General features: G+C 40.2%; 12 protein-coding genes. 4 read left to right on the forward strand and 8 right to left on the reverse strand.

What is annotated here, in order from left to right; translation table 11 throughout:
- A complete protein-coding gene (locus DK924_RS10260) occupies window positions 1-1536 on the forward strand; it encodes an HD domain-containing phosphohydrolase (RefSeq protein WP_010389475.1) in 1536 nt (511 codons plus the stop codon).
- 49 nt (window positions 1537-1585) lie between these two features.
- Here DK924_RS10260 and DK924_RS10265 read toward each other — a convergent pair whose 3' ends face one another.
- The 3 genes from DK924_RS10265 to DK924_RS10275 form a co-directional block, all read right to left on the reverse strand.
- Window positions 1586-2203, reverse strand: coding sequence for a glutathione S-transferase family protein (locus DK924_RS10265; protein ID WP_109875082.1), 618 nt, complete (start codon window positions 2201-2203; stop codon window positions 1586-1588).
- Between the two features lie 48 nt (window positions 2204-2251).
- Window positions 2252-3280: an NADP-dependent oxidoreductase gene (locus DK924_RS10270; RefSeq protein ID WP_109875083.1), complete on the reverse strand. Its 1029-nt coding sequence runs from the start codon at window positions 3278-3280 to the stop codon at window positions 2252-2254.
- Between the two features lie 160 nt (window positions 3281-3440).
- A complete protein-coding gene (locus tag DK924_RS10275) occupies window positions 3441-3947 on the reverse strand; it encodes a GNAT family N-acetyltransferase (protein WP_055011550.1) in 507 nt (168 codons plus the stop codon).
- Window positions 3948-4098: 151 nt separating this feature from the next.
- Here DK924_RS10275 and DK924_RS10280 point away from each other — a divergent pair, with 151 nt between their 5' ends.
- Window positions 4099-5304 carry an anhydro-N-acetylmuramic acid kinase gene (locus DK924_RS10280; protein WP_109875264.1) on the forward strand — a complete coding sequence of 402 codons (1206 nt, stop codon included), beginning with the start codon at window positions 4099-4101 and terminating at the stop codon, window positions 5302-5304.
- A 36-nt stretch (window positions 5305-5340) separates the two neighbouring features.
- Here DK924_RS10280 and DK924_RS10285 read toward each other — a convergent pair whose 3' ends face one another.
- Entirely contained in the window at window positions 5341-5826 is a 486-nt protein-coding gene (locus tag DK924_RS10285; protein WP_109875084.1) for a hypothetical protein, read from the reverse strand.
- Between the two features lie 431 nt (window positions 5827-6257).
- Between DK924_RS10285 and DK924_RS10290 the strand changes: the two genes are divergently transcribed.
- Window positions 6258-8513 (forward strand): EAL domain-containing protein, encoded by a 2256-nt coding sequence (locus DK924_RS10290; protein ID WP_109875085.1) that lies wholly within the window; start codon window positions 6258-6260, stop codon window positions 8511-8513.
- A 1-nt stretch (window position 8514) separates the two neighbouring features.
- Here DK924_RS10290 and DK924_RS10295 read toward each other — a convergent pair whose 3' ends face one another.
- Genes DK924_RS10295 through DK924_RS10310 form a run of 4 tightly spaced genes read right to left on the reverse strand, consistent with a single transcriptional unit; the run spans window position 8515 to window position 14323 of the window.
- The gene (locus DK924_RS10295; RefSeq protein WP_109875086.1) at window positions 8515-9522 is read right to left on the reverse strand and encodes an L-threonylcarbamoyladenylate synthase; all 1008 of its coding nucleotides are present in this window, start codon (window positions 9520-9522) and stop codon (window positions 8515-8517) included.
- Between the two features lie 8 nt (window positions 9523-9530).
- A complete protein-coding gene (locus DK924_RS10300) occupies window positions 9531-10328 on the reverse strand; it encodes a DUF6671 family protein (protein ID WP_109875087.1) in 798 nt (265 codons plus the stop codon).
- Between the two features lie 3 nt (window positions 10329-10331).
- The gene (locus tag DK924_RS10305; protein WP_109875088.1) at window positions 10332-12758 is read right to left on the reverse strand and encodes a YbcC family protein; all 2427 of its coding nucleotides are present in this window, start codon (window positions 12756-12758) and stop codon (window positions 10332-10334) included.
- Entirely contained in the window at window positions 12755-14323 is a 1569-nt protein-coding gene (locus DK924_RS10310) for an NADH-quinone oxidoreductase subunit L (RefSeq protein ID WP_109875089.1), read from the reverse strand. The genes DK924_RS10305 and DK924_RS10310 overlap by 4 nt, the downstream gene beginning before the upstream one ends.
- 96 nt (window positions 14324-14419) lie before the next feature.
- Between DK924_RS10310 and DK924_RS10315 the strand changes: the two genes are divergently transcribed.
- Window positions 14420-15298, forward strand: coding sequence for a LysR family transcriptional regulator (locus DK924_RS10315; RefSeq protein ID WP_109875090.1), 879 nt, complete (start codon window positions 14420-14422; stop codon window positions 15296-15298).
- Window positions 15299-15361 lie beyond the last annotated feature (63 nt).

Raw genomic sequence — 15361 nt, forward strand, 5'->3', positions numbered from 1 at the left:
ATGGATTGGTTACAAGATGATGAAGTTGTAAAACAAGCGGTCGACAGCAAGCATGTTGAACCATGGAAAATCTTAGTGGTTGATGATGATGAATCTGTACATCAAGTAACTCAACTTGCAATGAAGCGCTTTGAATTTGAGCAACGACCTATTGAATTACATAGTGTCTACAGTGCGGCAGAGGCCAGAGAGAAACTACAAAGCTCAGAGCGCTATGCATTAATTTTATTAGATGTAGTAATGGAAACTGAGCATGCAGGATTAGATTTTGCACGATTTGTTCGCCAAGACTTACAAAATGTATATAGCCGAATTATTTTACGCACAGGTCAGCCAGGGGTTGCGCCAGAGCGCAGTGTTATTCGCGATTATGATATTGATGGTTATAAAGCGAAGAGCCAACTGCAAAGCCAAGATCTTGAATTGATTTTTTATACCTCTTTGCGCGCCTATCGCGATATTTGTATGCTACAAAACCATCGGCACAACTTAAAAAGGCTAATAATAGCAATTTCTACTATTACCCAAATTGGTGACTTGGTTGAGTTTACCTCTGTTGTAATGGAAGAGCTAAAACTAGTACTGAATATGAGCTCCGCCAATTTGTATATTGATGCGCCTAAGGTCTTTGGTATTTGCCAGTTAGATGAAAAGCTGCAGATGATTGAGGGAGAGCTTTCTGGCATACATTTATTCACGGGCAATGGAATTGACAGTATTCCACAAAAACATCAAGAGTATTTTTTAAGGGCAAAGCAAACTAAGCAGAATTTTATAGCAGAAGATCATTATGTTTATTTTCATCATTCGCAAAAAGGTTTAGATTCCATCTTAGCGTTTCAATCGCTGCAGCCGGTAAAAAAAGAAGCTCAACAGCTAGTAGATTTATTTTTGGGTAATGTAGTACTGACCTTTGAAAGCCTCTTATTAGCTAATTCAATTGAAGAAACCCAGCAATTGGCTATTTCACTAATGGGAGGAGCGATGGAGTCACGCTCCAAAGAAACCGGCTCACATGTAATCAGGGTTGGTTTATATGCAAAACTATTAGCGCAGCTAAATAATCAAAATCAATCATACTGCGATAAAATTAGTTTAGCAGCACAGTTACACGATGTAGGAAAGGTGGGAGTTCCAGATTTAATTTTAAATAAGCCAGCTAAATTGGATGCTGATGAATGGGAAATTATGAAACAGCACACCACCAAAGGCTGGGAAATCCTCAAAGGAACAGCTAATCCTGTAATTGATATGGCTGCTAACATTGCAATTGATCATCACGAACGTTGGGATGGAGCTGGTTATCCACACGCAAAAAAACAGCAAGAGATCAGTTTAGAGGGGCGAATTACTGCGATTGCTGATGTATTTGATGCGTTATGTTGTCGTCGTTGTTATAAAGAGCCTTGGAGCATGGATGAAGCAAAGGCGGAAATAATTAAAGGCGCAGGTAATCATTTCGATCCGACGTTGGTTGAATTATTTGAATTGAATTTTAATGCGTTTAAACAAATTTATTTAGACAGGCCTGAGTAACGAGATTGTCGCTCTGATTGCGTTAGCCACAATCAAAGCGAACATAAAATTAATCGTATTTAGCTTCAAGCTCGTTGGCAGTATGAAACTTTTCGTGAGATTGTAATTGCTCATCGTATTTAACTAGGTTTTTAAAGTGCCCTAGTTGGCCAGCGTTTTTAACGATTTCAACGATAAACGACATCATAAAATCGGCACCAGTGAGAGTATCGCCCACTAAATAACGTTTGCCTTCAAGGCGGCTGTTAAAGTAGCTAATTACTTTAGTGGTTTCAGCATCGGCATAGCCCTCTAAAAATTGCGTTTTAGCACCATCTTTCTGGACAAACATTTTTAGCAATAATGGTAAAATTGCAGAGCTTTCTGCAAAGTGAAGCCATTGTTGATAGTCTACAAATTCTGCAGTACCCGTGACTGGTGCAAACTTACCTTTGCCATATTTAGTGATCAGGTAATCTGTGATAGCGCCAGACTCGGCGATCACTAAGCCATCATCTTCTATAACTGGCGATTTGCCCAGTGGATGCACATTTTTAAGCTCATCAGGGGCTAAAAAAGTTTCAGTATTGCGCTGATAAGCAACAATTTCGTAATCAACCTCAAGCTCTTCTAATAACCAAATAATACGTTTAGAACGAGACTTGTTTAAGTGGTGTAGTTTAATCATTTTCTTCCTTATTGAGCTGTGTTGAATTACAACACAGCCTGAATGTTATTATAGTGGGCTGTTAATCTTTACTACGGTTTTACCGAAGTTCTTCCCGCTGATCATGTCGTTAAATGCGCCGATGGTTTTTTCGAAACCATCTACAAGATGTTCGCGGTATTGAACTTTTCCGTCTTGTAGCCACTTTTGCATGTCTTGTGCAAATTCGTCATAACGATCGCCATAGTCATCAAAAATTATAAAGCCCTGCATTTTAATACGCTTAGTTAACAATTGTCCCATTAGCATACCTAATCTATCTGGGCCTTCAGGCAAGCTGGTGGCATTATATTGCGATACCAAACCACAGATAGGCACGCGTGCTGAGGTATTAAGCAAAGGTAATACGGCATCAAACACTTTTCCGCCCACATTTTCATAATAAACATCAATGCCTTGCTCACATGCTTTTTCTAACTGCTCGGCAAAGTCATCTGCTTTATGGTCAATACATGCATCAAAGCCTAGATTTTCAATAGCATGCGCACATTTTTCGCTGCCTCCGGCAACGCCTACTACTTTACAGCCTTTAATTTTAGCTACTTGACCAACCGTTGCGCCTACTGGGCCTGTAGCTGCTGCAACAACAACGGTTTCACCCGCTTTAGGTGCGCCAATATCTAATAATCCCATGTAGGCGGTAAAGCCAGGCATACCCATAATACCAAGTGCGTAAGACGGATTAGTTGGCTCTTTACCTAATGACATTAAGCCCTCGCCATTTGAGATAGCGTAAGTTTGCCAGCCTGTATATGCTAATACCCATTCGCCTTCGCTAAACTTATCATTTTTAGATGATTCGACTTGGCAAACCGTTGCACCAACCATTACATCACCAATTTCTACAGGGTCGGCATACGATTTAGCATCGCTCATGCGGCCACGCATATAAGGGTCTAGTGATAAATAAATAGTACGCAGCAAGACTTCACCATCTTTTAATGATGGTAACTCTACGTTTTTAAGTTCAAAATTTTCATTGGTAGGAGCGCCATGTGGGCGTGATGCTAAAGTAAATTGACGACTGGTTGTGGACATAAAAATCTCCATGATAGAGTGAAAAAACGACCTATATACCGAATGTTTAAGCTTTAAAACTATACATTGCTCAACAATAATGCGCGGATAGGTAGAAAAGATTTGTACCTTGATACACGAGCTTTGGGCGAGAGGTGGTTAATTCAACCGTCGAAAGAATTTAATTAGAACAATTACTCTGTTTTAGCACACTAAATACATGGCTATCTAAATAGTGACCATTTTTATAAATTGCTTTCTTTAAAATAGCTTCGTTATTAAAGCCATTTTTAAGCAACGCGCTCATTGAGCCAACATTACCAGCAAATACAGCCGCATGAATACGGTTTAAGTTAGTACTTTCAAACACTTCTTTAGTAATCAACTCTATGGCTTGGGTAATAATACCTTGCCCCCAATATTGCTGACTAAGCCAATAACCTATTTCGCCACTGCGGCTATACTCAAACTCACCAGGAATAACACCAATACAACCAACACACAGGCCATCAACTTCAATAGCTTTAATGATGCCACATTTTGCTCCTTCGTTTACCCACCAGTTTGCATCTGCTTGAGTATAAGGAAATGGAATTTTAGAGGACAAATAGCGAGCTACTTGTTGATCGTTCAAAATGGTGACTATTTGGCAGGTATCGTGTTGTTTAAATGCTCGTAAAGTGATCATGCTACAAATGAGTTTGTTATTATCAGCCAACAACTTAGCAAGCTTTAAACGCTTAAACAATGAAAAACAATTCATTAAAATTAAAGTGTATACAGGTATAACTTTGCTTAAAACTCTTTTAAAATGTAAAAAACACCCAGACAGAGTCTCTATGCATCCTCATATCGAAGCCCTTTATAATAGCGCTAAAAAGTCCAGTCGTTTAATTATTGGTTTAATGAGTGGCACCTCTTTAGATGGTTTAGATGTGGCGCTATGTAAAATAACCGGTGCAGGTTTGCATACACAAATAGAGGTTAAAAATTTTACTACGGTTGAATACAGCGACGAGTATAAAACTAAAATAAAGCAGGTATTTGCCAAGCGCGAATGCGATTTAGAAGTGCTGACTTTGTTACACCCTTGGGTGGGAAAACTCCATGGTGCTATGGTTAATCAGTGTTTAATTGCATGGAGTATTGATCCTGCGAGTATTGATGCCATAGCAAGCCACGGGCAAACTATTTATCACTGTCCGCAGTCGCAGCATAACCATCATGACTTTAAGCATGGCACCTTACAAATAGGTGATAGTGACCAAATAGCCGTTACTACAGGCATTACCACTGTTGGCGATTTTAGGCAAAAGCATATTGCCGCTGGTGGAGAAGGTGCGCCGTTAGCCGTGTATGGCGATTATTTATTTTTTGCCAGCCCTGACGAAAACCGCATTTTATTAAACATGGGTGGCATTGCTAATTTAACGTTTTTACCTAAAAGCGGTGATGCTAGTAGCGTGTTTAGTAGTGACATAGGCCCAGGTAACACCATTATGGATGCCTACGTACAGTATTACTTTAAAGGAATGCATTATGATGAGGGCGCAAAGCTTGCCAAAGCAGGCAAGGTGAATGTAAAGCTGCTTAAAGCACTCAGCGATAACGCGTTTTTTAAATTACCACTACCAAAAACAACAGGGCCAGAGGTGTTTAATTTAGCCTTATTACGCGCAGCCCAAGCCCAAACCGCAACCCAATATTTAAGCCATGAAGATGTGTTGGCGACTTTAAATACGCTCTCTGCGACTACAATTGCTAGGGCGTTAAATGACTGTGCTAAAGGGGTTCAAAACTGTGTGGTATATGCCAGTGGTGGAGGTATTCATAATCCATTATTGATGGAGCAATTACTAATACACTGCCCAAATATTAAGGCGTTTAAGAATACTGATGATTTGGGTGTTCACCCTGATGCCAAAGAGGCGGTGCTGTTTGCTATTTTGGCAAACGAATGTTTAGCAGGGCAGCGACAAAGTGCTAAAAATAAAAGAGGTGGAATTTTAGATATTACTATGGGTAAAGTGAGCTTTGCTGATTAACTAATTAAAGCTTAATGGTAAAATTTATAACAAGAGCTAAAAAAGTGAGATTAAAGCTGTTCCCATACTGGCGAGGTACTGACGAACGCGGTGCGGCTTTGGTGGGGTAATCGAAGTTACTGGTATAGTATATCCACTACCAAATTGGTTAATATGCATATCGAACTGCAAACTATTCTTTAACGTGCCGTGTTTACCGTGCAAAATCATTTGCATTACAAAACCACGACTATGCGCTATTTGGTTCAACCTAAGCGTGACCCGTCCCTGTTCTAAATCAAATTGATTGAGCTTTTTTTCTGTGTAGTACTGAGCTGCTCGTGCATTTGGTAAAGTTGCGCTCAGCGAAATAATATCACCTTCATGGGCCGCTTCAGGCAAAACGCATTGCAAAGCAATTTGATGCTGGCTATTAGCATGCAATGACAGCGTTTCAAATTCCATGCTGTGGCTTAATGCCGCAGACATTGGATCTTCAAATGACGGTAGTGCAAAGGTTAATTGCACCGTAGATTCGCTCATGAGGGTCTTATAAAGCTTTGTTGACTAATAATGCAGCTATTATCGCTGATGATTATTGCAAAATTATGACTAAACTAAAGCGCTTGATGCAAGGGTTAATTTGACTTGCAGTTTATAACTAAAGCTATTGTTTTAAATCAATATTATATTTAATAAATAAACTATAATAGTCGCTCAATAACCTCTGCGATGAACGTAAATACAGTTTACCGGGTTCAAATGTATACGAGCCTTGTCTTAACAATAAAATAAAACACTTACCAACTTTATTGTTAATTTATTTTATTTTTAATGTTAAATAATGGGCGTTTTTTTTATGTGTTTTTCTCAACTTTGCAATAAAATAGCTTGAAAAAAAACCAAGCTAGCCATAAAGTGCATTTAAGGGCCCAAATACATAACACACTACCAAACGGGTTGTGAGAAATTAGATGGCACTAATAAAAAATAATTTATGGAAACTCTTTTGTTTTTTGCTATTGGGCGGTCTAGTCCTATTAAGCGTTTTGTTGGCTTATGAATGGCGAAATATCGAAAAAGAATACCGCACAAGCTCCCAAAACCGTGTCGAATTTTCTGCGCAAGCACTTAAAAGCACCCTTAGAAATAAAGAACTTATGCTGGATTTAATTGGCAGAGACATCCTTTCAAACAATAACTTAACCGAAAAAACATCAACAATTAAACTTCTCGACAATATTTTACTAGAGAATCCTGTGTTATTAGGCTTTGGACTGTTTAATCCCCAAGGGGAAATTATTTACTACAGCTCAAATTTAAATGCCTCAACAATGATTAATCTGAAAGAAAATGAAAAAACCCGCCAAAGTTTTTCACAAACCCTTAGCTCAGACAAAATGGTGTTAGGGCAAACTTATTTTAATCTATCGTTACAAGAATGGGTTATTCCAATAAGGAAGTCATTACGAGACAAAAGTGGCACTGTGATTGCTGTAATGACTGCAGGGATGGCGGTATCAAGAGGCGCTAAATACCTCAATATTTTGCAAAGTAATAGTGACGATTACATAATGCTAGCAAGAGAAATTGATGGTTTTATTCAATACAGTTCCGTAAAAGATGCAGATATAGCTAGCTATACAAAAACCAAAATTAAGCAGGCATTAGGGTTATCTGATAATGCTTTGATAAAGCAAACAGGCAAGGATAAAGAAATATTTAAATCCTCAGAAGAGGTGTTTAGTATTGATACACATGTAGGTGGTAAGCCTTATTTAACATCTGCAAAATTTGATAATCGCTATCAATTATGGACACTCTCAAATCGGGCAATGCAGCCAATAAAAAACGTCTTTTATTGGAAGGTATGCTGGTATTTTTTAATCTATTTACTGATTTGTACGGTGTTATATTTTGGTTTTAGGTTTATTGCTCGTGCTGAGCAAAAACGAGTTGATGAACTGTTTTACCTTTCTCGGAACGACGATTTAACAAAGTTACCCAATCGAAAAGCACTGCGTGATAGCTTTGAAGCAAAAAAAGAGACATCTTTTAGTCTAGCAATCATAAACATTACCAATTTACGCTCAATGAATAATCGCTTTGGTATGGAGTATGGCGATAAGGCAATTAAAGCCTATGCCGCAATGTTGCAAGCTACATTCGCAGTTCCATACCTAGTTTTTAGAAACAGTGGTAATGAGTTTTGCATTATTACACCGCATTTATCGGATGAGCAAAATAGGCACGCTTTTGAACAAATATTAGCATCTTCTATTGAACAATATGAAACCAAAAATACCGAACGTCCTTTAAATATGAGTGTCGGTGTGGCCAACTACCCAGAGCATGGCATAACCAAAAGTAAGCTGGTCCGCAGTGCGCATTTGGCTAATCAATGGGCAAAAGATACAGGGCAATGGCTGTGCCATTACCATGCAGATATAAAACAAGCTTATTTGCGCCGTTTAAAAGTAGAAGAGCGATTAAATATAGCGCTAAGTGAACAATCATTCTCTATGGTCTATCAGTGCCAAGTGAATGAACAGGGAAAAATCCATGCTATGGAAGCACTTATTCGTTGGCATGACGGTGAATTGGGTATGGTTTCACCTGCCGAGTTTATTGCTATTGCAGAACAAAGTGATTTAATATTTAAAATAGGTGACTTTGTTTTAGCGCGTTCTATTAGTGAATTTGCAAAGATGCAACAACACAGCGATACCCCTCTTGAATTAGCAATCAACATTTCAGTGATGCAATTTCAAAGCAGTGCTTTCATTACAACATTATTGCAAAGCATAGAAACCCATAATGTTGCCCCGCAAAGTATAATCTTAGAAATTACAGAGTCACTGTTTATGGATAACCTTGAGCATGTGATTGATACGATAAATAGCTTAAAATCTAGAGGGATACGCTTCTCGATGGATGATTTTGGTACAGGTTATTCATCACTGAGTTTATTAAGGCGCTTACCCATAGATGAACTGAAAATAGATAAAAGCTTTGTAGATGATATTTTAATAGACCCTAAGTCTAACAGTATGGTGCAAAGTATTATCGCCATTGCCAACAGCCATAACTTAAGTGTTATAGCTGAAGGCGTGGAAGAACAGGCACAGTTTGATATGTTAGTGGATATTGGCTGTAAACGCTTTCAGGGGTATTACTTTTATAAACCAGTGGCAGCAGCAACGGTTATTGAATACCTAACGGTTAATTAACTTATCCTACAAATACTGTGGTGCCGCGACTAAGTCGGTCATTCACTGCAGCCCACTCACTGCCTACTGGCGGTTTTTCGATATAAATATTCAATGGTGTTTTCTCATCAATAAGATGCAGTGCTTTATACATATTTTTAGCGTATTCAATAGGGCAACTACTTAGCTTAGTAATACGTTCGGATGGAATGTCGCTCGCTAATAATTGCTGTTGCACTTGAGTCGAATAGATCAAATAGTGACTTTTACCCTGAGAGTTCTCAGTCAAAATTTTAGCGAAATCTTCAGTATTAGCTAACATGGCAGGTGCATGAGGCTGATAATGCGCTTTTACATTACCCGGTACCACTTCGTTATGTGAATGTGGTGTGCTGACATGCAGTCCGGTTTTTTGCAGAATATCAGCTGCTGAAATTGGCCCTGGGCGTAATATGCGTAACTGCTGTGAGCTTGCATCTACAATGGTCGATTCAATACCTACATTACATTCACCTCCTTGTAATACCGCACTAATTCGACCATTCAAATCGCGCATTACATGAGCTGCACTGATTGGGCTCAATTGCTTATAGCGATTAGCCGAGGGAGCTGCAAGACCGGTGTTTAATTGCTTTAATACCGCTAAAAACTCAGGGTGCGCAGGCACGCGAAGCCCAATGGTGGGCAAACCGCCTGTTACCGGACTGTTTAAATCATTTTTAGCATTTAAAATTAGGGTGAGTGGGCCGGGCCAAAATACATCCGCAAGTGTGATGGCTGCCTTATTTACATTTTTTGCCCAATTGTGTAGATGCGACTGATTGGGAATATGCACAATGAGCGGGTGATTTGTTGGGCGTCCTTTCGCGGTAAATATTTTCGCTACGGCATCACTGTTAGTCGCATCTGCAGCTAGACCATAAACAGTTTCTGTGGGTAAAGCGACGCATTCGCCGGCTTTTAATAATGCAACGGCTTGGTTAATACGCTCTTCAGTATTTAATAATTGAGTGGGTTGTAATGATGTCATAATAACTCTTAAGGATTACAAAACTGGCAATATGTTGCATCGGCAACGTGTTTTTCATTCGCTTCAATATGGTTGTAGCCGCAGCTATCACACAAAGAGGTTGTTGATTTTACTTGTTGTGTGGGCATGCTACACAGCTCACAGAGCAAGCCTTTCGTGAGTTGTTTGGCAACAAAGTTAGCACACTGGCATTGTGGACATTTTGATGCCAACCGCCTTGCTAAGTCCTCGGCAGCGAGGCGAATAATAGCTTGGCGTTGCCCACTATACATAGCTCTTAAATCAGGCGTGATTATGCCGGCTTTGGGCGCTTTTTCTTTAAATAAAGCAACCAAGCCTTCAAAGCTTAGCCCTTTATAAAGTGTTTGAGTGTCATCAAGTATCCAATTCTGCTCTTTAAAGCGCTGGCATGCTGCAATGATTGATTCAACATTAGTCTCGCTGTTAATGGTTAAGCTGCTGGGTGAAAATGGCCCGCCTGCATGTCCATAAATAGCGATGTCTGTGTGTTTATCGTAAAAACAAATTACTTCTTCATCCCAGTTCATTAACCCAGGGTATGGGCCACCTCCAAAGCTGCCTTCACTACCAAGCCCACATTGCTCGCCAGTGAGTTCACACGCTTGTTGAGCTTTTATTAGTGCCGCTGTTTGGGCACTGCAATCACGCTGCACTTCATTAGTGAACATCCCAAGCGTATCGGTATCAAATAGACTGGTTGTTACCACATTATAGCCAAGTGGCTTCAATGCAGGGGCGATAAGAGGTGCTTTTTTATGTTTAGTGGCTATGACGGCCTTTAACATTGATCATGCTCGCTCTTTAGAGGGGGAAACTGTAGTGAAGTGCCCGTTTTCAAAGCGCTCTAAGGTGTTGTCATCGCCCCAACGAATGAGTGTTAGCCAGTGGTTATCAATTAGTTCCTTCACCATCGTATGCTTGTTATAAATTGCTGCGATTGCTGATTGTGGCGCAGCAATATATACATTAAGGCGAATAGGTTCGTGCATCCATTTATCGCCATTGTGTAGCGATTGCATGGCTAAGCCTATGCGCAGGTCGCCACCGTTACCTTCAAATAAGCCAATATTACCGCCCACCGCATTGTGAAGTATTTTATTACCACTGCCGTATTTGTGATTATCGTTAACCGAGGCATTATATTGGCTATTGATCCAATGGGTGACTATCATAGGCGCAGTCATAATAAGCTCTAATATCGCAAAGTCGCCATCGCTTTCCCACTCATAATCGTGTAAAAAACAGCGTCCCTGTAAGTTAATACTTCGCGTCCATGAGCGCGGCGCGACAATAAAGGCGGCATTATTTGCAAGTCCCCATTCAGGGCGCACCTGCGACCAATCGCGGGCGCGTTGATGATAAGCGTGATTAATTTCATCCGCTGATTTATCAATCAGCTTTGGCTCTATATTAACTAAGCGTTCGCGCTGAGCTGTTTGTGTTGCCACACTGAGCCATTTTTTTAGATTATCATCCAGTTGAGCATCATAGGTGGTTATCACATCTGTGGTTGTATTATGAATGGCTGCAATAAACTGGGTGTTTTCTGACAGTGTGAGTCCCCGAGTTTTAAGCGCTTGACGTACTTGAGCATCGTTAAGTAGGCTTGCGAGTACTCGTACATTTACTTCACCACTTTGTCCGCCACAGGCGCCGCAATCTAGGCCAGCACTTTGTAAGTTATTGGTTGTATGGCTAGCGTGACCCACTAACATTACCTGTGGTGCCAACTCTTTTATACCTAGAGTTGTAAGCACTTTTTGGGCTAAATCGGTTTTGTCTTTTAGGGTCAGTTGCTGCTGGTTTTGTGTTAATTGCCAGTCAGTCGGAGTGCACTTTTTAGCATCGTCTTTAGATAAAAAGGTATTTTTTATTAATTTAAATGCATACAGCCAGCCTGCTGACTCAACCATAGAAAACGATGAAGGGGCCGATTTTGACCAGCTTTGCCATGTGGCACTATTTTGGCGTGATGCTTCAAGTGTCGCGTCTTTGTGAGTTTGCGTGGCATGTATAGCCGGTTTAAGTAGCCCAGGGAGCTGTGGGCGAGTAATAGCACTGCCATTTTCTTGATATTCCAGCGGTAAACCAAAAAAACCGGCAAAGCCAAACGTTTCAATATGTTGACTTTGAGACTCTAGCGCACGGCGAATCACTTCCGAGCGAACATCAATACAAAACACTGCTTGTAATTGAGCGTTTGTCACGGGGGCTTTTGTCGCGGTTTGCAGAGCCTCATTAAGCGGATATTGAAAGCTGAGTTCCATTGCTTTTGCCCACACCCATAATGGCTTTTGTGCTAATTTATGTGCATGTAAGCGCTCAACAACAAGCGCCTTTTCTTGTTGCCACTGGCTTTGCAGTTGTTTAAATGTAGCACTATCGTGATCGGTCAGGTATTGCCAAATTACTAAGTCCCATGCCATGCGCATGGCTAGAAGTTGCTTCATCTCATCTGTTGGGGTGTCGTAAAGCTGACCTTGAAAACGTAAATACGCAAGCCACGATGCCCAACCGTTAATATCTAAGAGCAATGAGTGCGCGTATAACTCTAACGAGTCATTATCTATATTAAGCGTTTTAAGAGTCAGTGCAATTAGTTCATCAGCGGATGTGGGTAATTGCTTAAAATAGCCATTTAAATGCCGTTCATCCATAACAATGCTAATGCCTTTATCAGCTTGAATAACAGTAAGCCAATGGCGATATAATTCAGATGGGGCTTGAGTATCATTACGATGCAGCATAGGGCCGAGTTGTTGATAATGTGCAGCACAAAACTGACTCAACTGATGAGTAATTTCATCATGCCAAGCCATTTTATGCTTATTACGTTGTTGGTCGAGTAAATCAGCAATGTTGTGCCAGTCTACTAATGGCACATCAACTCTAAGCGCTTGTAATAGTTGCTCTTTATTAAAGTCACTATTAAGTAGCGTTGCGGCATCGGCTAAGTGTTTGTCGGTAATCATGCCAGCATTATATTTTTGTAGATAAAAATCCTTAGACATCAGCATGTTGGCATTACATAAGGTATCCAGCCGTGCGCTTACATCTTCAATTGGCATATGGCGCATTTCCCAAAATGGGTTTACTGCAATCATCTGATCTAGCGGCCAGTTTGGTGCTATGTAACCGCATACTTTATTAAGTAGGTTGTTTTGACTGTCACTTAGCGAGAGTGCAGTGTTATTTGAAGGCGTTAGGCTGCTCATTTTGATTCCTCAATAGTGATCCCAGCGGCATGATTTTTTAAATCAGTGTGGCCATTATTAGGCAAATTTATCGGCCATATTTTTAGTGTTAGTCGTGTAAACCACTCATCTAAATACAAGCCTGCAAATAATAAAGTAGACAGTGATTTAACCTGAGGGCGCCAAGATTGATAGCGCAAACAGTAGCTTGCTATCATTAGGGTTAAAATAAGGGCTATTACCCAACTGTCGGCTAAGCTAAATGCAGGTTCACGCCACTGCTCAAGGGGAAGTGCAAACGCAAAAATATTTTTAGCGGCCACATAGCTAAAGACCACTAATAGTGCAATTAACAGCTTTTTACTACGTGTTTTAGTCGTAGCTGTACCATGCTGATTGGCAAGCAAAATGGTTAATGCTGATGCTAAAAGCAGCCAAATACTTACCGCTCCCTGATAAGAGCTAATAAACCATGCTGCGCCAACGATTATTATTGAGATAAGCGCACCGGTTAACCAGTCAAAGCATTCGGGTGATTGTTTTGGAATATGGCGACGGATCAGATCTTCATTTACGCCGTTACCTGAGTTTAAAAATGCGAAAGCTTTATAAGTTGAATGGGTAACAAGGTGAAGTAAAGCCAGTTCAAATAAACCTAACGCACACTCTACCAGCATTAACCCCATTTGTGCGCTTGTAGACCAAGCTAGCCTTACTTTAACGCTTATTCTAGTGGTCATTATTAATGCGCTGATCACTGTAGTTAAACCAGCAACAATTAAAATTAACCATTGTGCTGCGCTAGCTTGAATAAACAAAGGCGCAAATAAAATTAATAAAAAGCCTCCTAAATTAATGACTCCGGCATGTAATAAAGCGCTCACCGGTGTGGGTACTTCAACCACTTTAATTAGCCAGCCGTGTATTGGGAGTTGAGCGCATTTTATTAAAGCCGCAAAGGCAATTAAAAAAGCGGCGACTTGCTCTGCAAAAGACAGTGGTTGTGTGGTGGTGTTATAAAAGGCGGTTATATCACTTATGTACAGACTATTGTGAATGAACCACAAAATACCAAATGCAATCAGTAATAAGGATTCGGCAACACGTGCCACAATAAATTTTTTATGGGCGGCGAGCACCGCTCGAGGGCGCTCAGGGTAAAACATTAATAGTTTATGTAGTGCTAAACTTATCGCCACCCAGCCTAGCCAAAATAGCGCTAAGTGGTTGCTCATAACCACAACTAATACGGCAGTGATGGTAAGTAATAGCCATCGCCAAAAGTAGTTTACACGTGGCTCACCTTGCATATAGTGCTTACAAAAGCGAATCAATATCAGCGTGATAAATAATATAAGCCCCAGCATAATAATTCGGGTCATGGTCAGCGATAAGAAACTGAGTAAATCAAAAGCATAAATTTGATGAAGCGTAATAGCTGTTATAAATGCAATGCTATTAAACACCATTACTTTAAACAGTACATGACCATTTGAAGCGCGCGATCGTTGGCCAATTAACCAGGCTGCTATAAATGTGCTCAAAGGCATTATTAGCAGTAACAACGAAATAATATACTCACTCATTCAGTGCTCCTTATTTAGTGAGCAAAGTATGGCAAACTAGATAACTAAATAAAAATAGATATAATGCATATAAACGTTCTATAAAAGAGAACAGTAATGAGCCGTTTAAATTATCATCACTTATATTATTTTTGGTCGGTTGCTCGTATTGGTAACTTAACCCAAGCCGCGAAAGAACTGCATTTGTCGCAGTCAGCGCTCTCTACGCAAATAAAACAATTAGAGCACACCATTAATATTGAGTTATTTGAACGTAAAGGCCGCACACTCGCATTAACCGATATGGGAAAGCGGGTGCAAATGTACGCCAACGATATATTCACCAAAGGGGAAGAACTGTCTTCTTTTATTCATAAAGGGGTGATTTCCCAAACTCAGCATTTATCAATCGGGGTGCTCAATACGCTCTCTCGTAACTTTATCGAAGAATTTATTAACCCCTTAATGAGCAATGACGAAGTACGATTTTCACTGACTGCAGGTCGTATGGATGGGCTGCTAAATGGTTTGGCAGAGCACGAACTGGATTTAGTTTTAACTAATAAACCCATCGGGCTTGAGCACTACGATCAGCTTTGGCAAAGTCAGTTGGTATCTCGTCAGCCATTAGCTATAGTTGGCCCCGCTGATAAAAAAATACGTGGCCAATTTCCAGCAGGTTACACGGATGCACAGTGGGTGTTACCCGCTAAAACCTCAGCTATTAGAGACTCATTTAATGCTTTGTGTGCTCGTTGGCAGTATCAGCCAAAAATAAAAGCAGAGGCTGATGATATGGCTATGCTGCGATTACTTGCCCGCGATAGTGGTGCACTATCGGTATTGCCACCAGTTGTAGTAAAGGATGAAATAGAACAAGGCCTACTAGTTGAATATCAGCGTTTACCCGATGCTTTCGAACACTTCTATGCCATTACCGCGCAGCGAAAATTTGTACCAGACATATTAAAGTCGCTGCTTGCCAAAACCTGCTAATTACTTTTAAAGAATGTTTTTTGCGTAAATACTTTATATTTGAATAATAAACAAATAATTAAA

Origin of the sequence: Pseudoalteromonas sp. meg-B1 (assembly GCF_003173795.1) — a bacterium.
GTDB classification, from domain to species: Bacteria; Pseudomonadota; Gammaproteobacteria; order Enterobacterales; family Alteromonadaceae; genus Pseudoalteromonas; species Pseudoalteromonas undina.